Annotated in this window: 20 protein-coding genes; 7 read left to right on the top strand and 13 right to left on the bottom strand. The window is 55.9% G+C overall.

Features of this window, described 5'->3' with window-relative positions; all coding sequences use genetic code 11:
• Nucleotides 1-99 precede the first annotated feature (99 nt).
• From IGS51_RS00495 to IGS51_RS00475, 5 genes are all read right to left on the bottom strand, one after another.
• On the bottom strand, nt 100-1,974 hold the full coding sequence (locus IGS51_RS00495; RefSeq protein WP_297074821.1) for a monovalent cation:proton antiporter-2 (CPA2) family protein: 1,875 nt from the start codon (nt 1,972-1,974) through the stop codon (nt 100-102).
• Nucleotides 1,964-2,647, bottom strand: a complete 684-nt coding sequence (locus IGS51_RS00490; protein ID WP_297074820.1) for an NAD(P)H-dependent oxidoreductase — start codon at nt 2,645-2,647, stop codon at nt 1,964-1,966. The genes IGS51_RS00495 and IGS51_RS00490 overlap by 11 nt, the downstream gene beginning before the upstream one ends.
• A gap of 107 nt (nt 2,648-2,754) precedes the next feature.
• Nucleotides 2,755-3,252, bottom strand: a complete 498-nt coding sequence (locus IGS51_RS00485) for a DUF3124 domain-containing protein (RefSeq protein ID WP_297074818.1) — start codon at nt 3,250-3,252, stop codon at nt 2,755-2,757.
• Nucleotides 3,253-3,468: 216 nt separating this feature from the next.
• On the bottom strand, nt 3,469-4,086 hold the full coding sequence (ureG, locus tag IGS51_RS00480) for an urease accessory protein UreG (protein WP_297074816.1): 618 nt from the start codon (nt 4,084-4,086) through the stop codon (nt 3,469-3,471).
• A gap of 138 nt (nt 4,087-4,224) precedes the next feature.
• Nucleotides 4,225-5,535 (bottom strand): TAXI family TRAP transporter solute-binding subunit, encoded by a 1,311-nt coding sequence (locus IGS51_RS00475; RefSeq protein ID WP_297074815.1) that lies wholly within the window; start codon nt 5,533-5,535, stop codon nt 4,225-4,227.
• 212 nt (nt 5,536-5,747) lie between these two features.
• Between IGS51_RS00475 and IGS51_RS00470 the strand changes: the two genes are divergently transcribed.
• The 3 genes from IGS51_RS00470 (at nt 5,748) to IGS51_RS00460 (ending at nt 9,870) form a co-directional block, all read left to right on the top strand.
• On the top strand, nt 5,748-6,638 hold the full coding sequence (locus IGS51_RS00470; RefSeq protein WP_297074813.1) for a GGDEF domain-containing protein: 891 nt from the start codon (nt 5,748-5,750) through the stop codon (nt 6,636-6,638).
• Between the two features lie 51 nt (nt 6,639-6,689).
• The gene (locus IGS51_RS00465; protein ID WP_297074831.1) at nt 6,690-7,196 is read left to right on the top strand and encodes a molybdenum cofactor biosynthesis protein MoaE; all 507 of its coding nucleotides are present in this window, start codon (nt 6,690-6,692) and stop codon (nt 7,194-7,196) included.
• A 157-nt stretch (nt 7,197-7,353) separates the two neighbouring features.
• Nucleotides 7,354-9,870: a 5'-nucleotidase C-terminal domain-containing protein gene (locus IGS51_RS00460; protein WP_297074812.1), complete on the top strand. Its 2,517-nt coding sequence runs from the start codon at nt 7,354-7,356 to the stop codon at nt 9,868-9,870.
• Nucleotides 9,871-9,953: 83 nt separating this feature from the next.
• Here IGS51_RS00460 and ctpB read toward each other — a convergent pair whose 3' ends face one another.
• The gene (gene ctpB / locus IGS51_RS00455) at nt 9,954-11,294 is read right to left on the bottom strand and encodes a carboxyl-terminal processing protease CtpB (protein WP_297074811.1); all 1,341 of its coding nucleotides are present in this window, start codon (nt 11,292-11,294) and stop codon (nt 9,954-9,956) included.
• Between the two features lie 1,637 nt (nt 11,295-12,931).
• On the opposite strand from ctpB, the gene IGS51_RS00450 reads away from it, so the two are divergent.
• Nucleotides 12,932-15,004 carry an NAD(P)H-quinone oxidoreductase subunit 5 gene (locus IGS51_RS00450; protein ID WP_297074809.1) on the top strand — a complete coding sequence of 691 codons (2,073 nt, stop codon included), beginning with the start codon at nt 12,932-12,934 and terminating at the stop codon, nt 15,002-15,004.
• 240 nt (nt 15,005-15,244) lie between these two features.
• Nucleotides 15,245-16,837 (top strand): photosynthetic/respiratory NAD(P)H-quinone oxidoreductase subunit D1, encoded by a 1,593-nt coding sequence (gene ndhD1 / locus IGS51_RS00445; RefSeq protein ID WP_316791716.1) that lies wholly within the window; start codon nt 15,245-15,247, stop codon nt 16,835-16,837.
• Nucleotides 16,838-16,990: 153 nt separating this feature from the next.
• Here ndhD1 and IGS51_RS00440 read toward each other — a convergent pair whose 3' ends face one another.
• Nucleotides 16,991-17,446, bottom strand: coding sequence for a Fur family transcriptional regulator (locus IGS51_RS00440; protein WP_172358542.1), 456 nt, complete (start codon nt 17,444-17,446; stop codon nt 16,991-16,993).
• A gap of 174 nt (nt 17,447-17,620) precedes the next feature.
• The gene (locus IGS51_RS00435; protein WP_297074807.1) at nt 17,621-18,355 is read right to left on the bottom strand and encodes a hypothetical protein; all 735 of its coding nucleotides are present in this window, start codon (nt 18,353-18,355) and stop codon (nt 17,621-17,623) included.
• 273 nt (nt 18,356-18,628) lie between these two features.
• Between IGS51_RS00435 and IGS51_RS00430 the strand changes: the two genes are divergently transcribed.
• Entirely contained in the window at nt 18,629-19,021 is a 393-nt protein-coding gene (locus IGS51_RS00430; RefSeq protein WP_172359115.1) for a hypothetical protein, read from the top strand.
• 34 nt (nt 19,022-19,055) lie between these two features.
• Here the strand turns inward: IGS51_RS00430 and IGS51_RS00425 are convergent, their stop codons facing one another.
• The 3 genes from IGS51_RS00425 to upp all read right to left on the bottom strand — a co-directional run bounded on the left by IGS51_RS00425 (nt 19,056) and on the right by upp (nt 20,634).
• Nucleotides 19,056-19,334: a YggT family protein gene (locus tag IGS51_RS00425; protein WP_084782466.1), complete on the bottom strand. Its 279-nt coding sequence runs from the start codon at nt 19,332-19,334 to the stop codon at nt 19,056-19,058.
• A 191-nt stretch (nt 19,335-19,525) separates the two neighbouring features.
• The gene (locus IGS51_RS00420) at nt 19,526-19,831 is read right to left on the bottom strand and encodes a hypothetical protein (protein WP_068510187.1); all 306 of its coding nucleotides are present in this window, start codon (nt 19,829-19,831) and stop codon (nt 19,526-19,528) included.
• 152 nt (nt 19,832-19,983) lie between these two features.
• On the bottom strand, nt 19,984-20,634 hold the full coding sequence (upp, locus tag IGS51_RS00415; protein ID WP_297074806.1) for a uracil phosphoribosyltransferase: 651 nt from the start codon (nt 20,632-20,634) through the stop codon (nt 19,984-19,986).
• A 578-nt stretch (nt 20,635-21,212) separates the two neighbouring features.
• Here upp and IGS51_RS00410 point away from each other — a divergent pair.
• A complete protein-coding gene (locus tag IGS51_RS00410; protein ID WP_297074805.1) occupies nt 21,213-21,452 on the top strand; it encodes a TIGR02450 family Trp-rich protein in 240 nt (79 codons plus the stop codon).
• Between the two features lie 39 nt (nt 21,453-21,491).
• Here IGS51_RS00410 and ftsZ read toward each other — a convergent pair whose 3' ends face one another.
• On the bottom strand, nt 21,492-22,700 hold the full coding sequence (gene ftsZ / locus IGS51_RS00405) for a cell division protein FtsZ (protein ID WP_297074803.1): 1,209 nt from the start codon (nt 22,698-22,700) through the stop codon (nt 21,492-21,494).
• Between the two features lie 597 nt (nt 22,701-23,297).
• Nucleotides 23,298-24,317, bottom strand: coding sequence for an FtsQ-type POTRA domain-containing protein (locus tag IGS51_RS00400; RefSeq protein WP_297074802.1), 1,020 nt, complete (start codon nt 24,315-24,317; stop codon nt 23,298-23,300).
• Nucleotides 24,318-24,510 lie beyond the last annotated feature (193 nt).

The raw sequence follows: 24,510 nt of genomic DNA, 5'->3' as shown, positions 1-24,510 counted from the left end.
TCTCTGCCTTTTAGCTGAGTTGGCGTTTGGCTGAGTTGGTGCGGCGAGCCTTGCCTCTCTAGACCTCGTTAGACCGGTTTAGTCTGGTTCTAGCCAGCTTTATGCGTCTCTTTCGACCGCTTCTGTTCTGAGGGTGGAAATGTCCCAGGCGCGATCGCCCTCGGCTCGTCGATCTTCTGCGTCTGCCTGCAAAATGCGCTCCAGATCTTGGGCCAACTGGCGCGATCGCGCAATCAGGGCCGTATCGTCGTCTTCCATGACTGCGACTTCGCGTAGTGCGGCTTCATCGTGCTGCTTAAAGATTTGCGCTGCGCGATGGGCCCGATAGGCCCGCATTCCCATGAGTTTCAGTGCTTCCACGCCCAGATCTAGCGCGGAGCTAAAGGTTTCCCGCTGGATCACGTCTACGCCGCTGCGGATGAGTTCATAGGCATGGCGGCGATCGCCCGCCCGCGCCAAAAGCTTCAGATGGGGAAAATGCTTGTGGGCCAGTTGCACAATCTCCCGCATTTTTTCACGGTCGTCGATCGCCAGCACCAACATCCGAGCCTCCGCTGCCCCCGCCGCGTGCAGCAAATCCAGCCGCGCCGCATCGCCATAAAACACCTTCCAGCCAAAGCGTCGCAGCAGATCGATCTGCGCCGGGTTATGCTCTAGCACGGTGATGCGATAGCCATTGGCAATCAGCAAACGCCCGACAATTTGCCCAAACCGCCCGAAGCCAACGATGATCACCGGATTATCGGATTCATCAATCTCATCGGCTTCGCGTTCTTCGGTCTGCGTTTCAAAGCGGGGCATAATCAGGCGATCGTAGGCAATCATCATCACAGGCGACAGCAGCATCGACAGCGCCACCACCGCAATCAAAATTCCCGCTAGATCCTCCGTCAGCACCTTGGTCTGGGCGGCAAACGAAAACAGTACAAAGGCAAACTCGTCGCCCTGCACCAGCGAAAAGGCAAACAGAAGGCTCTGACTCAGCGCCAGCTTAAACAAATTACCCAGTCCCACCAGCACGCCGCACTTGAGAACCGTAATCCCGGCGATCAGCCCCGCAATCAGCATCGGCTGTGCCAGGATCAGGTTAAAGTCAATGCTGGCCCCGACGGAGATGAAAAACAGCCCTAGCAGCAAGCTTTGAAACGGCTCGATAGTGCTCATCAGCTCGTGACGATATTCGCTCTCTGCCAGCACCACACCTGCTACAAACGTGCCCAGTGCAGGCGACAAGCCCACCCCCTGCATTGCCAGCGTAATCCCCACCACTAGCAGCAGTGCCGTCGCCGTAAAGCTTTCTCGCAGGCGTGTCGCGGCGATAAAGCGAAACACGGGCTGCATCAAAAACCGCCCGCCTAGGACGATGCCGCCGACCGTGCCGATCACCAGCAGGGTTTGCTGCCAGCCCGCCAGGGTGCTTGCTGCCGAGACGGGCTGCTGCACCACAGCGGGCGGAGCGGTGGATAGCAACGGCAGCAGCGCTAGGATGGGGATCACCGCCACTGCCTGAAACAGCAGCACCGAAAAGGCCGACTGGCCGCCCTCGGTTTTCATTAGCCCGCGCTCGTTCAGGGTTTGCACGCCGATGGCGGTGGAGGAGAAAGGGAGGATGAGGGCGATCGCCATTGCCATATTCCACGACAGCCCCACCAGCATCGCCAGTGCCGTAATCAGCGCCACATTTGCCACCAGTTGCAGCCCGCCCAGCCCCAAAATCGGCATCCGCAGCCGCCACAATAAATCTGGCTGGAGTTGCAACCCTACTAGAAACAGCATCATCACTACGCCAAACTCGGCGAAGCGCATCACGTCCTGTCCTTCCTGACCCACCAGCCCCATGACAAACGGGCCGATGACCACGCCTGCAATCAGGTAGCCCAGCACCGACCCCAGCCCCAGCCGCTTGGAGATAGGCACCGACAGCACTGCCGCCAGCAGGTAAATAAACGCCTGAAGAAATAAGCTACTGTCCATTCGGGGCGATCTCCGGCTGCATGGAGGGAGTCAGTTTTAAGGGCGGGTTGGGATCGGCAACCTGGGGCAAGATCTTTGTCAGGTCAGCATTCAGCGTCTTTTGCTGGATCAGCGTGGGCCAGTCCAGCGTGCCGTCGCGCAGCGCCACTAGCGCCATTCGGTAAGCCTCGGCGTAGGGAGCAATCTGATCTGCCTGCCGCAGTTGATGCGTCCCCGTAATGACAAACGGCGGCAGATATTCCATGCCGCAAAGCCGCGCCGTCTGTTCAAAGGGAGTCAGCAGTTCCCGAATCGTGAAATAGTTGTGTCCCTGCCGACAATAGGCTTGCTCACTGCCGCCCGTGGTGATGGCAGACAGGAACTTCTTACCCCGCAGTGCTGTGCCATTATGCCCGTAGGCAAAGCCATGTTCCAGCACCAGATCTTGCCACTCTTTGAGGAGGGCGGGGCTGCTGTACCAGTAGAAAGGATGCTGGAAGACGATAATATCGTGCGATCGCAGCAGATCCTGTTCCAGCGCTACGTTGATGTGAAAGTTGGGGTATTGCTCGTAGAGATCATGCAGGGTAATAGAATCGAGTCCCTGCACCGCGCGAATCAGTTGACGGTTCACCCGCGACTTTTCCAGCGCTGGGTGTGCAAACAAGATCAAGATACGGTTTGGGTTGCCCATGCGCTTGATTGAGGAACGCTATCGATTCTAGGGCAATCTTAATCCTAAAAATAATCTTAAGAAGAAACGGCTTCGTTTGATGGAGCATTGCGGCAGCCGAATTAGCACTACGGCGCAACGTCCCGCTGTTTCACCACTCGCCCAGGGCTGACAAAGGAAATGCCCTGAGAAGACGAAGTGCTAATCATGACCGCTTCGATCACGGGTTCCGAAACCGCCGTTTGTGCCACCCAGTCCACCAAAAAGTTTGCGCCCGCGCCGCCGCTCACATCGTTTGCTGCCACAAAAAAGCTGACCGAAGCCAGCGGCCCCAGCTTCGATGGCTCCGTAATATCCTGGCGAATCATCTCACCCTCAGAGTCGAAGTAGCGCACGGCAGTAATGATAATGGCGTGTTCTGCGTCGGTATTGCGAATGCTCAGCGTGGCCGACAGGTTGACCGCATTGCGCGGGTTGTTGTGGTGATAGATGTGCGAATAGACCGGAACATAAACCGTCTGTCCGTCGATGATTTTCTCAGGGTTTAGGGAGACGGGTTGAAGCGTTGCCTCTTGCTGAACGATCGTCGTTGGCAGTTGCTCTGGCGGCTGAGTGGAACAGGTCATCCCCGTCATCACCAGAAGGATTCCGCAGATCGCTGATAGGGATTTCGCTGGTTTACCGGAGCGCATCTTTTTGCAAGTTTTTGAGATCTGCTTTGAGACTTGTCACCACGTTCTTGCTTGCGTTCGAGATACAGTGCCTTCTGCGTGTTGCTATTATTGCGGAATTCTGGTTCAAATCCCGTTCTTGGGGAGCGATCGCCCTCATCCTCATTCCGTTCAAGCCGACGGTTGCAAAGACGGTTTGCCCATGTGTAGTTCTATAAACTGCACGATAGTTTCTAGCTCCTGATTGATCTTCAGATTTGTAAAGACAAACGGCTTGTCGCCGCGCATCTTGCGGGCATCGCGCTCCATCACGCCCAAGTCTGCCCCCACCAGCGGAGCTAGGTCGATTTTGTTAATCACCAGCAGGTCAGATTTCGTAATGCCCGGGCCGCCCTTTCGGGGAATCTTGTCCCCAGCGGCCACATCGATCACGTAGATCGTCAAATCCACCAGTTCCGGGCTGAAGGTAGACGCGAGGTTGTCGCCGCCGCTTTCCACAAAGATTAAATCAGGCTGAAACTGCCGCTCTAGCTGTTCGATCGCCACCAGGTTGATCGAGGCATCTTCGCGAATCGCCGTATGGGGGCAGCCGCCCGTTTCCACGCCCACGATGCGATCGCCCGTCAGCGCCTCACTCCGCACCAAAAACTGCGCGTCTTCCTTCGTGTAGATATCATTCGTCACCACCGCCAGGTTATACGTCTCCCGCATCGCCTTACACAAGCGATCAACCAAAGCCGTCTTTCCAGAACCCACAGGGCCAGCAATACCCACACGAAAAGTATTCATCAGAGTCTCTTTTGTCTTTCTTCGCTCGTCGTTTTTCTTTTTTCGCTCTTCGTTCTTCTTTCTTCGTTCTTCTTTCTTCGTTCTTCTTTCTTCGTTCTTCTTTTTTCGCTCTTCGCTCTTCGCTCCCGCCCAAATCTATCATCGCCGCATTTCTGGTTTCTGATCTTTGTAATCCATCGCACGACTCATCAACAATTCTCGATGGCGAATCGTGCTGAGGGCCACATCCCAGGGAAAGGTAAAAGACTGAAACGAAGCCTGGGAGATGCGGTCGGTGTCCAGGTCGGTCACGACTTTGTGAAACATTTCAAATAGAGCTTGACGCAGAGATTCCAGTTCCTCCGGGGTGTTCGCCTGTTCTACTTTTTCGAGCAGCTCCAGCACCTTGAGGTTGTACATATCAGCACGGTTTTTCTGGCGTTCATCCAGCCAGCGGCGAAATTGCCACAGACTAGACGCAGCTAGCACCGCAAAGGACAACAGAAAGCCCATGACCTCGGCATATTCCACCAAAAAGGCGGGTTCGTCCTGGTTGTAATAATCGCGTGCGCCAGGATGCAGCGACAGACCCAGATTTTCGCGGGCATCGGGCAGGCGCATGAGCGCAGCACGGGGATACTGGCTGACCAGTTCGTTGCGAAATTCAAACAGGGTTTGGGTAATCACTTTGGCGATCGCTGGTTCCAGATCCCGCCGCGTTACCAAAATCGCCCGCAGACCCACGGCAGGAATATCTTCGTCGGGAATCGGCAGCGCCCCGTCGTAGGTTCCTTTAGGAATTTCAGTCGCTTCCAGCACAGGCAGCGTCAGCCGCATGGATTCCGCCTGGTCGATCGGCACGAGCTGCGCCTGGGTGCGCTGGAGCAGACCCCGCACCGAAGGGCTACCCAATGCAATCACGCGAAACAGCGCGTCGATCTCGCCCGCTTGCAGCTTTTCGTAAGATTCGGCGGTGGTCATGGGCAGCGGGCGAAAGTCGCCGTCCATGAGGTTGTAGTGGGTCTGGAAGTGCTTGAAGATGGCGTAGGAGCCGCTGCCCTGGGGCGGAACAGCGACCCGCTTGTCGCGCAGGTCGGTGAACTGGCGAATGTTGGCGCTGGGCGCGGCAATGAGGTGGCAGATTTCGGGAAACAGGTAGGCGATCGCCTGCACAGATGGGTCTAGCGACGTGTCGCCCTGGATAATGCCTAAATCTGCTTCGCCCTCAGCCAGCAGTTTCGCATTTTGCAGGGAGCCGTCGGTTTCCAGCACGCGAATCTGAATCTTGGGTTCGTGGGCAGCGACCACGCTCGACAGCGCCGTAGCAAAGGCGTAGTATTCTCCGTCTGCGTTGCCCGTGGCAATGGTGAGCGAGTAGACCCGCTGCCGCTCGATCGTCCACTGGGCCGCAAAGGCGATCGCCCCCAGCACGCTCAGCACCACAACTGGAATTGCAAACTTACTCTGCATAGGCTCTGACCGAATGATATAATACTCGATCCAATAGGGCAAAGACCCGACGAACACCAGATGACAGAAGTGGCCACCTACAGTTCTAAATGCGTTGAATCGAAAGCTGCTTGCATTCTTGACCGCCTTTGCTGACCGAACTGAACTCGGTGGACTAGCTTTAGAGACTTGCCTTAAAGACTTGACAATGACTCCAGAAAACATCTCAACCCATGAGAATTGAGCAGGGCAATTGGATTGAGCAGCTCGCGCATCAACCAATCTGGGTTCAGGTTGCAGTTTACACGCTGATCGTGCTGACGATTGGTTGGCTAGATCATCTCCTGGGTTCAGATATCGTGCTGTCCCTGTTCTACCTAATTCCCATCGCCTGGGCAGCTTGGTGTTCGCCTCGCCCCGTTGCCCTCTACATCACGTTGCTCAGTTTGCTGGTGATCTTCCTCCTGGCCGAGTATTCCAGTGGACTGGTCTACACCGAAACCATTGTTTCCCTCTGGCGGAGCATCACGCGACTTGGTTTTTTTCTCGTTACCAGCACGCTGATTACGCGACTCCGCAAAACTCAGGATCAGCTCCGCTGGCTGTCCAGCATGGACGAGCTAACCCAGGCAGTCAATGCTCGCGTGTTTACCGAGAAGCTGGCGCAGGAAATCGAGCGATCGCGCCGCTATGGTCGCCTGTTCGCCATTGCCTATCTCGATCTGGATAGCTTCAAGCAGGTCAACGATCAGCGGGGGCATCTGGAGGGCGATCGCATTCTAAAGCTCGTGTCCCAGGTGGTTCGAGACAGCATCCGCAAGACCGACCTGCTTGCCAGACTCGGCGGGGATGAATTTGCCCTGCTGCTTCCTGAAACCAATCTCCGCGCTGCCAAGACTATCATTTCCCGAATTCAGACACAGCTTGTAGACACCATGCAGGCAGAGCAAAGCCCCATCACCCTCAGTATCGGCGTTGTGGTTTGTACCCAGCCGCCCTCTTCCCAAGCACCGCTGATTCACTATGCCGACCAGCTTATGTATCAGGTTAAGCGCACGGGCAAAAACGCCGCCCAGTTTGCGATGTATCCCGACGCGAGCGCCCCACGGCATAATAACGAGTAATGCTTGCAACTCTTCTGTCTCTACGCGACTTTTCTGAATGAGTGCGCCAATATGAGTGCGATCGCCCCTTCTGCCCGTGCCTTTGCCAGTCGCCCCGCCCCTCCCCACCCCGGAGACCACTTCGCGATCACGTTTGCGCCCCTGTCGCTGCCAGAGATTTATGACCTGGCCGATGACCCGGCCAATGGTGCAGTGGTGGTCATGAGCGGCATGGTGCGTCAGGAAACCGACGGCAAGCCCGTCATCGCGCTGGAATACCAGGCCTATGAGCCGATGGCGCTGAAGGTGTTTCAGCAGATCGCCGCCGAGATTCGCGCCACCTGGCCCGATGTAAGTCATGTCGTCATCCATCACCGCACAGGCAAGCTGGTCGTTGGCGAAATCAGCGTGCTGGTTGCTGTGGGCTGTCCCCATCGTGCCGAAGCCTTCGCCGCGTGCCAGTACGCCATCGACACGCTGAAGCACAACGCCCCCATCTGGAAAAAGGAACACTGGGCGGACGGCTCCACCAGTTGGGTCAGCATTGGCGCGTGCGAACAGTCGCCCGCAGGCTGCTAAGAAAAAGCCTAGATGTCGTGATCTAGGGTCACCTTAAGGAAGGTTAATCACCCAATTACGAGACGTTAATAACGAGATTAAACTCGCTTAATCTCGCCGTGGGATCGTTTGTGAGGCATTTATTACTGAGCGCCTCCAAATCGCTTCAACAAAACCTATGGCTTTTCAACTGCAAATTCTGCACGCTTCCGACATGGAAAGCGGTCTCCCATCCTTCACCGATGCGGTTAATTTCTCTACGGTGATTAACGCGCTGAGGGATGACTACACCAACACCATAATCTTGTCTTCGGGTGACAACTACATTCCTGGCCCCTTCTTCTCTTCTGGGAGCGATCGCGCTCTCCGCAAAACCACCTCTTCCCTGACCCCCGGTGATAACTACACTTTCCGCGAGGGGGTTGGGCGCGTCGATATTGAAATCCTCAACCAGATGGGATTTCAGGCTTCTGCCCTGGGCAACCACGAATTTGACCTGGGTGAATCGACCGTTGTTTCTCTAATTCGGCGCGATCGCGAATATCAGGGCACGGCTTTTCCCTACCTCAGCAGCAACCTGAATTTCACCGATCCCAATCCGGGAGACGACGGCACCTCCAACCAAGACTTTGTGCTAGAAGATTTGGTCGTTGCGGATGGACAGCCCGCAGCCCCCAACAGCATCGCCAAAAGCACCGTGTTGACGGTCAACGGCGAACGGATTGGGGTTGTCGGCGCAACGACTCCGACGCTGGGTGTCATCTCCTCACCCGGCCCAAATGTTGAAATTCTGCCGCAGCCCTTTGGCGCAAACCCCAGTGCGGCCGAGCTAGATGCCCTCGCCGTAGAAATTCAAAAATCAGTTGATGCGTTGACTGCTGCTGGCATCAACAAGATTGTGATTGTGGCCCACATGCAGCAGTTGTTCATCGAGCGGGAACTAGCCAAACGGCTGCGCGATGTAGACGTGATCATTGCGGGGGGGTCCCACACCCTGCTGGCAGACAGCACCGACCGACTGCGCCCTGGCGACACGGCAGGCGGCATTTACCCCCTAGTGGAGGACTCTCCAACGGGGCCTGTGCTGGTGGTCAACACCGACAGCAACTGGAAGTATGTCGGGCGGCTGGTGGTGGAATTTGACAACGACGGCAAAATTGACCTGTCAAAGCTCGATCCCAATGTCAATGGGGCCTATGCCACAGATACGGCCAGCGTGGCTGCGCTGACGGCCGTCAACCCCGGTGAACCCGATCCAGAAGTAGTGGACTTGCTTGGCAAGCTGCGAACCATCATCAACACCAAAGACAGCAATATTTTTGGGAAGACTACAGTATTTCTCAACGGCACGCGCAACTCGGTGCGGACGGAGGAGACGAACCTGGGCAACCTGACGGCGGATGCCAACTTGTTTGTGGCAAGGCAGGTGGATTCCTCTGTAGTAATCTCGCTGAAGAATGGCGGCGGCATCCGCGACAACATCGGCGCAGTGTCCCCCACTCCGGGCGCAACCGACCCCAGCGATATCGTGACCCTGCCTCCACCGGCTAACCCGGAGGCAAATAAACAAGAAGGGGATTTGTCGCAACTGGACATCGAAAATTCGCTGCGCTTTAACAATGGCTTGAGCCTGATTACCGTCACAGCGGCGCAGTTGAAGGAAGTGCTAGAGCATGGTGTTTCGGGCGTTGGGCCAGGACGAACCCCCGGCGCGTTTCCTCAAATCGGCGGCATCTCCTTCAGCTTTGATGCCAGCAAGACGGCCCAGCGACTCGCGAGCGATGGGACAGTGACCACGGCCGGAGAGCGCATCCAGTCGGCGGCGCTGACGGATGCCAATGGCAACTTTACGCAAATCATTGTTCGGAACGGTCAGCTTGTGGGCGATCCGAACCGCACCTTCCGATTGGTGACGCTCAGCTTTTTGCTGGGAACGAGTTCGCTAGATGCCAGCGGGGATGGCTATCCGTTCTTCCGGTTTGTGCGAGAAAACCCAACCCTGGCGAATCGGGTGGATTTGTTAGGCGAGACGAGTATTGACCTGAACAGGAATGGCGTGATCGATGGGCCAGTGAGCCTGCCGGATGGGGTGGCGACGTTTACAGATGCAGGTAGTGAGCAAGATGCGTTTGCAGAGTTCCTGGCTCAGAGCGGCACGTTTACCAAGGCAGACACGCCCGCAGAGCGCGATCGCCGCATTCAGAACCTCGGCGTTCGAGGCGACAACGTGTTTGGGGTTCAACTTGTGGGCACCAGCGGCCGCAACCGTCTTGTCGGCAGATTTGCCAACGACCTGCTGCAAGGGCTGGGTGGAGCCGACGTGCTAAACGGGCGGCAGGGCGACGATTTGCTGGAGGGTGGACGTGGGGGCGATCGCCTCAACGGTGGCCCTGGCAAAGATGTGCTGGTTGGCGGGCTGGGCCGCGATACCTGCATTGGCGGAGCGGGCGCAGATACCTTTGTGCTGACGCGCGGCGCTGGATTCGATACGATCGTGGACTACAAAGACGGCGTAGACAAGATCGGTCTGTCGGGCAATTTGCGCTTCGGCAATCTGCGCTTTACCGATACCACTCGCGGTGTGCAGGTTCGGGCTGGTAATGACCTGCTGGCGGAGTTGCTAGGCGTGCGAGCCAGTGCGCTCAACCGCACCGACTTTGTGACCACGTTTGCGACCGCAGAGACGTTCGCTTGATGCGGGTCTGAAGCCAGCCTATAAAAGCGCATAAGAGGCACGGCGCGATGCGCCGTGCCTTTTGCATTTGCGAGGTGCTGCGTTTAGTTGCTCATGCGGGGGGCGCGGGGGGCACTGGCCCGCTGAGCGGGAACCGGACGGGTAGGCTGGGCTGCAATCGTAGACCGGAGAACGGCGATCGCCCGCACATACTGGGGATCGCTCTGGCTGCCGACCGAGGTGGGGTTTGCGGCAAGCTGCTGGCGCTGGCTATCGGTCAGGTTGACCTGCACATTGGGCGTGATGCCGCGCTGGCTGATGTCCGTGCCGTTGGGGGTGTAGTAATGGGCGATCGTCACCGCCAGACCAGACCCATCTGACAGCGAATGCACCGACTGCACCAGCGCCTTGCCAAAGGTCTTGGTGCCGACGATCGTAGCCCGCCGATTATCCATCAGCGCCCCCGTCAGAATTTCACTGGAACTGGCGGAATTGCCGTCCACCAGCACAACTAGCGGCAAATCCGTCAGCGCCGTGCGATTGGCCCGAATCCGCTCGTTCGCCCCGTACCGATCCACCGTGCGGACAATCAGTCCATTGCCCAACCACTGACGCGAGATGTCGATGCTGGCTTGCAGCAACCCCCCTGGATTGCCCCGCAGATCCAGCACAAAGCCCTGCACCTGCTGGCTCAGCAAGTCCTCGATCGCTCGCTGCATTTGTTCTGCCGAGTGGGCGCTGAACTCGGTCAGGCGGATATACCCTACGCGAGTGCCCTGCTCTTGTTTCAGGGTGTAGTGGACATTGGGAAGCTCAATGCGGGCCCGCGTTAGCGTCAGGTCGGTCGCCTCTTCCGACTGTCGTTGCAACCGCAAAACAATGCGCGTGCCGACCTCACCCCGAATGCGATTCGAGGCTTCTTCCAGCGTCATCCCTTCGGTCGAAACGCCATCAATCGACAAAATGCGATCGCCCACCTGGATGCCCGCCCGCGCCGCCGGAGAGTTGGGGATTGGCTCCACCACAGTAATCGCGCCCGTTTGCTCGTCTGCCTGAAGCCGAATGCCCACACCCGACAGTTCTCCAGAGGTCTGACTCGTCAGCACTTCAAACTGGCGCGGGTCCATGAAGCGGGTATAGGGATCTCTTAGCCGCTGGAGGGCGCGGCGCAATGCATTGTAAGCCTCTTCCCGCGAGCTGTAGGAGGCGCTGAGCAGTTCGTGGCGCACCGCTAGCCAGTCCACCTGGTTAAACGTGCTGTCTACATACTCCCGATTCACGATTTGCCACGCCTCATCAAGCAGCGCCTTGGGGCTGTCCTGAAGCGTAGCGTTCACAACCGAACTGAACACGGGAGTCAGCAGGGAAACCGTAGCGGCTGCGGCAACAGTTCCACCAAAAAGAGCGGCATTGAGCAAACGAGAGCGGTTGAAAAAGCGGCGCATGGGCAGTAACCGGGATAGAGGGGGACAGGAAAGCAGAGGGATTCAATGCGCGGCCACACGCTGGATTCGGCAACACGGCAGGATGCGTGTGCTAATTCAGTTTTGAAGCCTGGTTTAGTTTGAAGTCTGGCTTAGTACGAAGTCTGGCTTGGACAGACAGATGCTTAAACCTCCGGGGCAACTTGTGGAATGACTGGGTAGAACAAGGACGAAGCGGAAAGAGCGAAACGGGAAGGGCAATCGGCCAAGCAACAAAGCGTCGGGGAGACTTCCAAGCAGTCTACGGAAGTCCATGAGGAGGCAGATCTCGCTAGAGGACAGAATCCTGACAGACACAACTTCAGAGCCAGTCTCAGAATGAATGTTCCTTATGAACTTGAGGTGTAAATCCTGAGGCAGAGATGTGACCCTTGAGAACGGACACGCTGTTCCCTCCATACCCCTTGAACAGACCCCTAGACAGGTTTATCCAGATTGAGGTTGCAGGCGGCAGCAAGCCCCAAACAGCCTTTCTTCATTCTCTTCATTCCTGCTCTAGTCCCACCCAGAGTCCATTGCAGAATAGTGATCCATAGAGGATTTGAGCCATTTCCTCATCTATCTAAAGGTAGCCCGTTTGTGAAATTTTGGGAGTAACAAAAATCACTGGATAGCTTCAGTAGGTCAGGCATCGAGCTAAGCCAATCTTGAGCCAGCGCCAGCGATATGCAGAGAACGCAGCCCATGCGGCTTTGGACACCATTTTGGGACACCATTTTTGAACACAATCTTGCACGCACACAATCTTGCACGCAATAGATTACTTCAGACGCGCCGTGACCTGAAGAAATCGCCAGGTCAACACAGGCGATCACCCATAGAGCTGTCGGTTGCCAAGAACACAACAACTCCAAGATCGCTCCAGTCCTACAACCGTCCTACCTCAGAGAAACCTGCCTCCGAGCAGTACAGTTCTCATTAAAACTCCCGCACAAAACGGGTAGAAGCACCGAATACTGAGCTTATTTAGAAGACTCAGACCCATCTAGCCGAATGCATTTACCAGACGCAATGGAAAAATATATCCGCACCAAATATTCCGCACCAAGTATAGTGAGTTTCCGCTACTTTAACCCTAGTTCACCCCGATCTTCCAGCATCCTTTGAGGAAATTTAACGAAGCCTGAGCGCGTGCAGACGGGCGATCGCCCCTAAAATTCCATGCCAACCTGTAAATTTGCCCTAATGCGCTGTATCGCCTGCAATTCTGAGTTTCCTGTAGCAAGGTTTCAGCCAGTCTTCATCAAGTCGTGCGACCGTCGAATAAAAACGGGAGAAATTTTAATAGCGTGTCGAACAATACAGGGAAGAATGGGGCAGTATGTGATCTATGACGATTAGGTTCTGACAGGTGAGTTCTAACGGGTGATCCGACAGATTATCCGAGAGATTAATTGTCTGAAGAGATTAGCCATGACCGAATGCAGTAGAAGATGCGGAGTCAGGTGGCTCACCCGGAATTGGGTGAGGAATCGCGTCTGACACCATCACAGCCCCATTCTTGACAAAACCTTCAGAAACACCTCTACTCCGCCAGTCTGTGTCAAAATGTAAGCGGTTTTGCCCGATTTGAAAAAAAGCTTGAAGTAGGCTTCATCATGGAATCCCTCTACGCATATGCCTGGCTGATCCCAGTGTTGCCCCTGGCAGGGGCGATGATTTTGGGGCTGGGTCTAATTTCTTCCAGCGGTTTCGCCAAACAGTTTCGCAAGCCCAGCTCGGTGTTTATTGTCTCGCTGACGGGCACTGCAATGGTTATCTCCTTTGCGCTGCTGTGGAGCCAGATTCAAGGACATCCGACCTACGAACGCTCAATTGAGTGGGCATCGGCGGGCGATTTTCACCTATCGATGGGCTATATCGTTGATCACCTGACGGCGCTGATGCTGGTGATTGTGACGACGGTGGCCTTTTTGGTGATGATCTACACCGATGGCTATATGGCTCATGATCCGGGCTACGTCCGGTTCTACGCCTACCTCAGTTTGTTTAGCTCGTCGATGCTGGGGCTGGTGATTAGCCCGAACTTGGTGCAGATTTACATCTTCTGGGAGCTGGTGGGGATGTGTTCCTACCTGCTGATCGGCTTCTGGTATGACCGTAAAGCGGCTGCCGATGCCTGCCAGAAGGCGTTTGTGACCAACCGGGTGGGCGACTTTGGGCTGCTGCTGGGGATACTGGGCTTGTACTGGGCGACAGGCAGCTTTGAGTTTGAGGTAATTGGCGATCGCCTCCAGGATCTCGTTCAGTCGGGTGCGCTCAGTGGGGCGATCGCAGCGCTATTTGCGGTGCTGGTGTTCCTTGGCCCGGTGGCAAAGTCGGCCCAGTTTCCGCTGCACGTTTGGCTGCCAGACGCGATGGAAGGCCCCACCCCCATTTCGGCACTCATCCACGCAGCAACGATGGTGGCGGCGGGTGTCTTCCTGATTGCTCGCATGTTCCCCGTATTTGAGCATATCCCCACCGCCATGAACGTGATTGCCTATACGGGCGCAGTCACGGCATTTTTAGGAGCCAGCATCGCCATCACGCAAAACGATATCAAGAAGGGTCTGGCTTATTCCACGATGTCTCAGCTTGGCTATATGGTCATGGGCATGGGCGTGGGAGCCTACACAGCCGGACTCTTTCACCTGATGACCCACGCCTACTTCAAAGCAATGCTGTTCCTCGGTTCTGGTTCTGTGATCCACGGCATGGAGGGGGTGGTAGGACACGACCCAGTGCTGGCGCAGGATATGCGGCTGATGGGCGGTCTGCGGAAGTATATGCCAATCACCGCCACGACCTTCTTGATCGGCACGCTGGCGATCGCCGGAATTCCCCCGTTGGCTGGCTTCTGGTCAAAGGACGAAATTCTGGGAGCAACCTTCCGTGCAAACCCCGCCCTGTGGGCCGTTGGATTTCTCACGGCGGGGATCACAGCGTTCTATATGTTCCGCATGTACTTCAGCACCTTTGAGGGCGAGTTTCGTGGCACTAGCACGGAGATCAAGCGCAAGCTAAAGAACGAGCAGCTTCAAAAGCTGGGTCTGGCTTTTGGCCCCGGTGCAATGAACCCACTGGAGCTAACGGCGGAGACTCCTGCCGAAGATCACGAGGCCCACGACGACCACGGACACCACGCCAGCGAGCCGCACGAGTCGCCAATTACGATGACGCTGCCGCTGATGGTGCTGGCCATCCCGTCGATGCTGATCGGGCTGGTGGGCACGCCGTTCAAGAATTACTTCGAGGAATTCATCCATGCGCCTGGTGAGGTGATCCACGAAGCCGAGGCAGTGGACTGGGGCGAATTTTTGACGATGGGCGGTAGCTCAGTGGCGATCGCCCTCGGCGGCATTGCCCTAGCGACGGCCATGTACCTGCTCAAGAAAATCGACCCAGCGGCGATCGCCGACAAGATCCAGCCGCTCTATCAGCTTTCACTCAATAAGTGGTACATCGACGACATCTACAACGCTGTATTCGTGCAGGGCAGCCGTCGTCTGGCCCGGCAAGTGCTAGAAGTGGACGTGAGAATTGTGGATGGGCTGGTAAACCTGACGGGCTTTGTCACGCTGGTCACGGGCGAAGCGCTGAAGTATCTGGAAAGCGGCAGGGTGCAGTTCTACGCGCTGATCGTCTTTGGCGCGGTGCTGGGGCTAGTGCTGGTTTCCGGGATTACCTAAAGTGGACACAGGGCGGGGGGCGATCGCTCTCCGCTTCTGCCTTGTCCCTTTTTGGGAAATCTGCCGCCTGAGTGAGCCGCCCAAGTTACTTGAGTGAACCGTTCAATCTTCGATCATTAATCGCAGTTGGGTTGCAAGCGAGATTGCAAGTTAAAAGCTAATCCTTTCAGATTCTTTCAGATTTTTTCCAGAAAACTTACTCAAAACCCTGCTCCGAACGTTTGAAATCTAAATTTCTACATGAATACTGCTGAATTTCCCTGGCTAACAACCATCATCCTATTGCCTGTCCTTGCATCACTGGCGATCCCAGTTCTTCCCGATAAAGACGGAAAAACCGTCCGCTGGTACGCTCTAATCATCGGACTGATCGACTTTGCGCTGACGGTCTACGCCTTCTATACCCAATACGACTTCAGCCGCTCTGACTTGCAACTGGTCGAGAGCTATTCCTGGGTATCTTCGCTAGACCTGCGCTGGTCAGTGGGGGCAGACGGACTCTCGATGCCGCTAATTTTGCTGACCAGCTTTATCACCACGCTGGCGATTCTGGCATCCTGGCCCGTAACGCTGAAGCCGCGCCTGTTTTACTTTCTGATGCTGGCGATGTACGGCGGACAGATTGCGGTGTTTGCTGTGCAGGATATGCTGCTGTTCTTCCTGGTGTGGGAACTGGAGCTAATCCCGGTGTACTTGCTGCTGTCTATTTGGGGCGGCAAGAAGCGGCTCTACGCAGCCACTAAGTTCATTCTGTATACGGCGGGTGGGTCGCTGTTCATCCTGGTGGCGGCGCTGGCGATGGCATTCTATGGCGATACGGTCACCTTTGACATGCGATCGCTCATGGATAAGGACTTCCCGCTGAAGTTCCAGCTTTTGGTCTACGCAGGCTTCCTGATCGCCTACGCCGTCAAGCTGCCGATTTTCCCGCTACATACCTGGCTGCCCGATGCCCACGGCGAGGCAACGGCTCCGGTTCACATGCTGCTGGCGGGCATTCTGCTAAAAATGGGCGGCTACGCGCTGCTGCGGATGAATGTGCAGATGCTGCCGGATGCCCACGTCCGCTTTGCGCCGATTCTGGTAATTTTGGGCGTGGTTAATATTATCTACGCCGCGCTGACCTCCTTTGCCCAGCGAAACCTGAAGCGAAAAATTGCCTACTCCTCGATTTCCCACATGGGCTTCGTGCTAATTGGCTTGGCCTCCTTTACCAACCTGGGACTGAGCGGAGCCATGCTGCAAATGGTGTCCCACGGGCTAATTGGAGCCAGCCTGTTCTTCTTGGTGGGCGCAACCTATGACCGGACACACACCCTCATCCTGGACGAGATGGGCGGCGTAGGCAAAAAAATGCCCAAGATCTTCGCCATGTTTACAGCCTGCTCGATGGCCTCGCTGGCCCTGCCGGGAATGAGCGGATTCGTCGCAGAACTGATGGTATTTGTGGGCTTTGCGACCAGCGATGCCTATGACCAGACGTTCAAAATTATCGTGATTACGCTAATGGCGGTGGGCGTAATCCTGACACCGATCTACCTTCTGTCTATGCTGCGGGAGATTTTCTATGGCCCAGAAAACCAGGAACTCGTGGAGCATGAGGTGCTGGTGGATGCCGAACCTCGCGAAGTCTTTATCATTGCGTCGCTGCTGATCCCGATTATTGGCATCGGGTTCTATCCCAAGCTGATTACGCAGATGTATGATTCTACGACCGAGCAGGTGACGGCCCAGCTTCAGGAATCCTTTGCGATCGCCGCTGCTGAGAAAGAAACCGCGACGCTTTCAAAGCAGGCGTTGCTCAAGGCTCCTGAGATTTCATCCAATCTCTAGCCTGATCTGTCGCGCCGATAGCCATTAACAAGAAAGCCCGGAGTCTTTCAACTCTGGGCTTTTTGGCTTTTACGAGAGCTAAAGCAGGAGAGCCGTAGCAGAATTTGTCAAAACTGGCAGATCAGTCCGCCCTGAACCAAATCGAAGAAGAAACTAAATCGGAAGGAGCGATCGCTGACAGGTTGGGCAAACAGCATGAATAATAAGCTGGCAGTCGAGCAGGTGATACCCTTCTTTCTGAGCGGTGCGGCTGCCCGTTTTCAGGATTGAATCGTTCTTGAACTCAATCGTCTTGTTGCAGCGGACGCAGATCAGGTGATGGTGGTGATAGGGCGCGGGCTGGTTGATTTCGTAGTGCTTATGGCCCTCGGCCAGCTCTAGCTCCCGCAGAATGCCCATGCGGGCCATCAGCTTAAGCGTGCGATAAATCGTCGAGAGGCTAATATGATGCCCCTCCTCGTTCAACAGGTTATACAAGTCCTCAGCGCTGAGATGATTGCCCTTGGGCAAGTTCTGAAAGATTGTCAGGATCGTCTCGCGCTGAGGGGTCAAGCGCCAGCCCCGCTCGTTAAGTTCAGCCTTTAGTGAGGTCGCAGTGTAGGCAGTCATAGGCACCTTTTCAATAAGGTTGCTTTATTGAGAAGAATACACAATAAATCGAGTATTTGCAAGAAAACCTGCTTATTGAGAATAATACCCACTTAGGCTTCAAAAATCTTTTAGATTTTCCATAACAGGAACGCCTTAAAACAGGAGAATAGGCGGGATTTTCGTCAAACCTGCTCAGAACCGAGATTCTTCCCCAGCCCAGCGCCAGTTATAGCGATTCCACTCATAAATACCCTGAATTTCGTATTCCATGCCGTTGTCAAATCGGACGCAGCAGCTTGCCTGTCGGGTTTCGGAAGCCTCTGACATGCCTGTGGGTTCTGGTTCACTGCTGGCAGATTGGCTGCTGGCAGATTCGCTATTGGCGGATTCTCGCGGGGCTGGTTCATTAACGGAGATGACGGTACAGGGAAACCACTCGCGGCTGCACGGGCCGTCATCTTGCACCCATTCCCAGAGGCTATTCGCCACTTCGATGCGATCGCCCACCTTCAGCCGCAACGCTGCCTCTGCATAGGCCGCCAGATGCACAGGACGCACCTGTTCTAACCAATTCAGCCCAAACTGATCGCGGACAAACTGCACCGGGCCAGAATCATTTCCCCGCAGCCAGTCATTAAGCAACTGCGCCTTCCACGATCGCCCGCTCGCTTGAGCTTCCTGCACATAGTCCAAAAACGCCCGCCGCTGATCTATCGTGAGCGCATCCAGCGGATTGTTCAGGCTATCCTCTGGCTTGTCCCTATCAGAGACAGCGGAGTAGGACGTAGACCACGCCTCTCCGTTTTCTAACTGTTGCGCTACAAGCTGCAACAACAGGCTCTGCTGTTCCAAACTCAGAGGATAGCCTTCGGCATCACAGGCATCGAAAGCGACCCTCAAAGCAGCTTCAATCTCGGCAGGGGTCATGCGCGGTTCACTCTGCTTCGCAACCGTTAACTCTGCAAGTTAACTTTGCATTATGCCACTACATCTGTGGAGTCATCTGCGAAGTCATCTAGAAAAATAGGCTGGCTAACCCCCTGTGCCCCCAGATTCAGGTACGCTGAGGGTAGCCATTTTTCCATGACTACTCCCCAGATTTCGACCTGGACTCTGCTACTGTCTACGCTACTCCTTGCAATGATGAACTGGTTTAACTTCCGCCTTCAGCGCGTTTTCGTCATTTTCCTGGCAGTCTGTATGGCGATCGCCCCCTGGTTCTACGCACCCACAGCCCTAGCGCTCGTACAGATTCGATTATTTGACCTGTCCTATCAAGTCTGCCCAGAAGAATTGGGCGAAGGCGCTGTCACCCCTGGCGGCACGAGTATGCCCGCGAGTTGCTACATCATTACGGGCAAAGCCGAAAATCCAACCAACAAGGACATCTACAACGCCGACATTTTTGGTCGTATTTACGATGCCAACGATAATCCGGTGATGCAAAACCGGACTCGACTGGGATCGATCGACGAAGTTCCGCCCGGTGTTAGCGATTTTGAACTCCGCATCAGCGTGTCCGAAAACCAGCCCACGCCGCTAAAGCTGGAGCAGTTCAAGGCAGCAGGATTTGCCGGGACTGTCCGCCGATAGCCGCTTGGGTCACCGTTTAGAAGGCTTAGAAGGCTTAGAAGGCAGCATAGGCGGCGCTTTCTAGAAAGCGTCCCAAAAATTGCAGGAGAAAAATTGCCAAGATCGGCGAAAAATCGAAGCCCCCCAGCGGCGGAATCACGCGACGAAAGATGTTGAGGTAGGGGTCGGTGATTTGGCTGAGGGCGGCGAAGGGCTGGCTATACCAGTTGACACTGGGAAACCAGGTAAGCAGGATGCGGATGATCAGGATTGTCGTGTAGATCGAGATGAAGGTGGAGAGGGACTGGGCAACCAGCATAGTAGAACCACTCATGGGCGTTTGGATGAATAATGGCGAACTAAACTCATTTAACACTCAGTTTAACCTACACGACCTGGAAGCCAGCGGGCGCTTAACGACTTCCAGGATTTCTACAGGATGAGGCTAGTTTGAATGAGGCTTTGAGGGGGCTTTTCAGAGATGGGCCTTTCAGAGAGGGGCTTTTCACAAGCTTTCCAAGGGGGCTAGTAAGGGCGATCGCCCCGCACCCGTTCCATCCCTTCGACCCGGTTGCCGCCGTTCACCCCGCCCAACTGCTGGCGCACGTCATCGATCGCGTCGTTGAGTTGGGCAATTTTGTCCTCTAGCCCCCGACGAGAGTCCTCGCTGTTTTGCTCAGACAGGGGCAAATGCCGGTCTCCCTTTTTGCTCTCTAGCGAGTCTTGCCGCGAGAGGCGGGGGGCAACCAGCACACCCAGCACGCCGCCCACTACGCCGCCCACAATTGCGCCGACCCAAAACCCGCCAAAGAAGTTATCTTGCTGACTCATACCCTTTCTCTCCGCGATCGCCACGAGCGGTTATTTCAGATACCCTTTAGTCTACCGTTAAGTCGATTCGTGGGCGTGTGATTGCTCAGTGGGTTTCTCAAGTCCCCGTCTCAAGTGCCCCGTCTCAAGTGCCCCGTCTCAAGTGCCCGTCCTCAAGTGCCAAACGTGCGATCGCCTGCATCGCCCAGCCCCGGCACAATGTAGCCCCGATCGTTCAGCCCTTCGTCAATGGCCGCCGTGAAAATTGACAGCGCCGGGAAGTCTGCCCCCAGCAGTTGCAGGGCTTGGGGAGCCGCCACCACCGCCACAATCCGAATCAGCGACGGGTCAACCCCCCGCTCCACCAGCAGCTTCAGCAGCGAATGACTGGAGCCACCCGTAGCCAGCATCGGGTCTGTCACCAGCACCCGCGTCCCCGGCGGCATCTGTTCTGGCAGCTTGTTCAGATAGCAACTGGCCTCCAGGGTTTCCTCATTTCGCACCAGCCCCACATGATAAATCGAGGCCAGCGGCAGCAGCGCCTGCGCCCCATCCAGCAGCGCCAGACCCGCCCGCAAAATCGGCACCACCACAATCGGCACCTCTGGGTCAATAAATGTAGCAGGGCAGGGAGCCAGAGGGGTTTGCACTTCGCTTTCAGTGGTGGGCAGCCAGTCGCGGGTGGCTTCGTAGGTTAGCCAGCGCCCCAACTCGGTCATAGCGCTACGAAACAGAACCGTAGGCGTAGATTCGTCGCGGGCAACCGAGAGCCAGTGCTTGATGAGCGGATGGGAGGGGACGTAAACGCGGAGGGTCAGGGACATGGGGGGTTGGGGGTTAGAGTGGTATCGATTTTGGATTTTGGATTGGCGATTTTGGATTGGCAATCCTGGCGATCTGAGGCTTGGTCTGGCTTTTAGTTTTGACTTTCAGGTATTTACGGAAGAGGGAGCTTACGGAAGATGGGGCGATCGCAGCGCCTTGGTGTAGGTTTGGCTCATCGGTCAGATGCAATGCTGGCAGCAGGGTACAGGCGCTTTACAGTTAAAAGAGCAGCTAAGAGATCAGCAGAAAGAGCGTGATCGATGGTTCAAAAAGCTCCGAAACAGAGTATTCCCGATCGGCTTGCTTGATTTCATCGGCCGAATCGAAAGGGATGCAAGTCTGCAATCTGGATTATCATATCAACGTTTTTTCACAGAAATTGCGCCACACAATTGCTTTAGACTGCTTTAGACGGCTGCTTGGGGGGTGAGGTGCATTCTCCGAGGGGAAGCAGCGGGTAAAGCGACAAGTAAAGCGACAAGTAAAGCGGCGAATAAAATTACTGGAAGCCTGTAGACGCTCGACGGGCAATTCAAAATCGCAAATCCAAAATCGAGAATCGACATAGGAGGTGGCTATGCCCAAAAAGCAAAAGTTTCCCCATTTAGTAGGGTCTAAGTGGACTTCGCTGCAAACCACCTGGGGTTGGCGACATTTTCAGGTGGTCAACCGCAAGAATGAAGGCGAGTGGATATTCGCTGAAATGGTGGCATCATGTGATCCCAGCGTGCGGTTTTGGATTAACGCAAAACAGCTTAAGGAGCGATCGCTCTGGCAGGCAGGCTGGCGATCGCTCCAAGAACAGTCCATTGAGTAAACCCAAAAATGAGTGAACCCAAAAATGAACCCCAAAAACCTAGCGGGTCGGCGGACGGCGACGCTGTAGAAATTCGGGAATATCCAGCCCCGGTCGCAGGCGCGGATCGGCGGAAGGCGCGGTGGGCATCGTGCCGATGGGTGGAGCAGTGACCGTGCGCTTGAGCGGAGCCACCCGGCTAGACTGCAATGCCGCCACTTCCCCTGGCGCAAAGCCCGTCGCGATAACCGTAATCTGAACTTCTCCCTGGAGGCGATCGTCAATCACCGCGCCAAAGATGATGTTGGCATTGGGATCAACCGCTTCATAGATGATTTCGGCCGCCGCATTCACCTCATGCAGCGTCAGGTCAGAGCCGCCGCGAATATTGAACACCACGCCCCGTGCGCCATCAATAGAAGACTCCAGCAGCGGCGACGAAATGGCGGCAGTGGCCGCTTCCCGTGCCCGCGACTTGCCCGTGCCAATGCCGATGCCCATCAGGGCGGACCCTGCATCGGCCATCACTGCCCGCACGTCTGCAAAGTCCACATTCACTAAACCGGGAATGGTGATGATGTCGGAAATGCCCTGAACGCCTTGGCGCAGGATGTCGTCTGCTACACGAAAGGCATCTTGTACAGGCGTTTCGGCCGAGATGACGGTTAAAAGCTTGTCGTTGGGGATGACGATGAGCGTGTCTACCCGGCTTTGCAGCGCCCCGATGCCCTCTTCTGCCTGGGAGGTGCGGCGCTTGCCCTCAAAGGTAAAGGGGCGAGTCACTACGCCGACCGTCAGAGCGCCGACTTCCTTCGCGACTTCTGCCACGATGGGAGCCGCACCCGTGCCCGTGCCGCCGCCCATGCCTGCGGTGATAAATACGAGGTCAGCGCCTTCCAGCGCGGTGGCGATTTCATCCCGCGATTCTTCGGCAGCCTTTTCGCCCACTGGCGGGTGCCCGCCTGCCCCCAGCCCACGGGTCAGCTTCTTGCCAACCTGGAGGCGGTTCGGCGTGGCGGCATTGGTCAACGCCTGAGCATCCGTGTTGACCGACCAAAACTCGACTCCAGAGACTTGGCTGGCAATCATGCGGTTAATCGCGTTGCAGCCGCCTCCCCCTACGCCAATGACCTTAATCCGGGCCAGGCTGCTCGGCACGATGTCGCTATATCCAGAGTCGTCTGAGAGGGACGGTTTCGTGTCGTGGCTCTGGTTTAGATGAAGCCCAGAGTTCGCGCCTGCATTGGCAAAAGGGTTCGCATTATTCATTGGTCAAAAAAGTGGCTTAATTCGTTAACCAGGCAGGAAAGCCCAGGCATTATATTTACATCAATACTACACGCGCAGTCCGCATCCACATCCCCAAATTCCACTTTGATGGCAATTCTCTAACGTTCGCTAACGCAAAGAGGCTACGGAGAAGCGGAAATGCCTGATGCAGCCTCAGGCTCGGCGGATTTGGACATTTAGTTTGAACGGTTCACTGGAACGGTCAATTGGAACGGTTCACTGGAACGGTCGATTTGAACTATCAACTTGGACACGATCCAAGTGACCGGGACTGGGAGTGGGTCTATGAGCAGTGGCTCTGGTCATTCGAGAGCGATCGCAGAACACCCAGATTATTCATGGTGGAAACCCAAACCAGTCGAACGCTCAAACCCAGTGGAAATCAGAGCCAATCGCTATCGGCGTTCTATTAGCGTGATCCATTAGCGTGATCCAAGAGATTTCTAGACGATTTCTCAGGGAGGAATGTGAGGTCTAATTCTAACTAAATATAGTGCAACTTGATTGGAAAACAAACGAAAGTTCTTGGGTGACAGCGTTGTGCCGATTTGAACCGACGGGGGCGGGGCGCTGGCTCTACCAAGCGGCGGGTGGGGCGATCGCCGGATCGGAAATCGCATCAGGACTGGTCGGATCGGTCAAGCGTCCTGTCTCAGCGTTTGCCCCGTCCCCAGTCTCTTGATCCCAGCCAGCCTCCTCGTCGGGATTGGATGATGACGTGCCGGGGAGGCGCATGTCTCGCGTTTGGATGAGGGGCTTGTCGGGATTTTGCAGATCAATATAGACGACCTGGCTGAGATCGAGCTTGGTGGGCAGTTGTCGAAGCTGGTCGAGGGCGCGGAGTTGGGCCGGAAAGCGAGAACTGTAGCCGCCCAGGTGAACCGATCCCAGTTCGGTGGTGAGGATGAGGTTGGAGGGGTTGCTCCAGTTGATTTCCTGAATGGCGATCGCCCCTGGGGTCTGCTGCTGGTGCTGGCTCAAATCTCGATAGAAGCTGGCCCATTCCGGCTGCTGTTCAGCGCGAAAGCCGATGACCCGCAACGTAGGCAGCGTTAGCCCCGCCTCTAGCGCGGTGTATTCATCCATCGGCACGAGGAAACCAGTGGCATCCAGCAGCCCAGTGGTGGGCGGAGGGCTGGGGGTGTTCGCGGTGGAATCATTGGGGATCGCAGTCTCGTTTCCGGCGATAGGGTGTGCCAGAACGGCGATCGCCACGGGATCGCGCTCCTGCACGGCAAGCGTCAGGCTGGGCGGAAACAGGTGGCGCGTCACCGATGCCTGAGCAATAATGCCCTGGGACTCTAGCTGGCGGGCGATCGCCTCGGAGCTAAGCTGCCACAGCGCTTTGGGATAGTCAATCTCCAGCATCGACTTCACCGTATCGTCCGACAGCAGCCGATTCCCTTCCACCTCTACCTGCTGGGGCGACGCGATAACCCAGGCAGGATGCCTCAGCAGCCACACCGCACCGCCCGCCATGCCCATTACCATCGACAGCCGCCAGATTCCCTGCAACGCCCGCCAGCGCCGCTGTTGCCGCAGCCGCTTGCGCCGATTGGCTAGCTCTGTCCGTGAGACTGAAACAATATCCGCCATGAATCTTAGTCGTGAACCCCTGCCACTTAATTCACTTATTAATTCACTGAATTTGAGGCTTGCCGATGAAGACAGATTCCAGGCAAAGCCCCGCTGCTTGGGCGCATCCCAGCTATGCAAGTTTGCCCTCATCCCCCAACCCCTTCTCCCAAAACGAGAGAAGGGGAGCCGGATTGGAAGTCCCTCTCCCGCT

Origin of the sequence: Thermoleptolyngbya sp. M55_K2018_002 (assembly GCF_015295965.1) — a bacterium.
Taxonomy (GTDB): Bacteria; Cyanobacteriota; Cyanobacteriia; order Elainellales; family Elainellaceae; genus Thermoleptolyngbya; species Thermoleptolyngbya sichuanensis.
The sequence above is the reverse complement of the archived record's forward strand: the minus strand, read 5'-3'. Positions and strand labels throughout refer to the sequence as shown.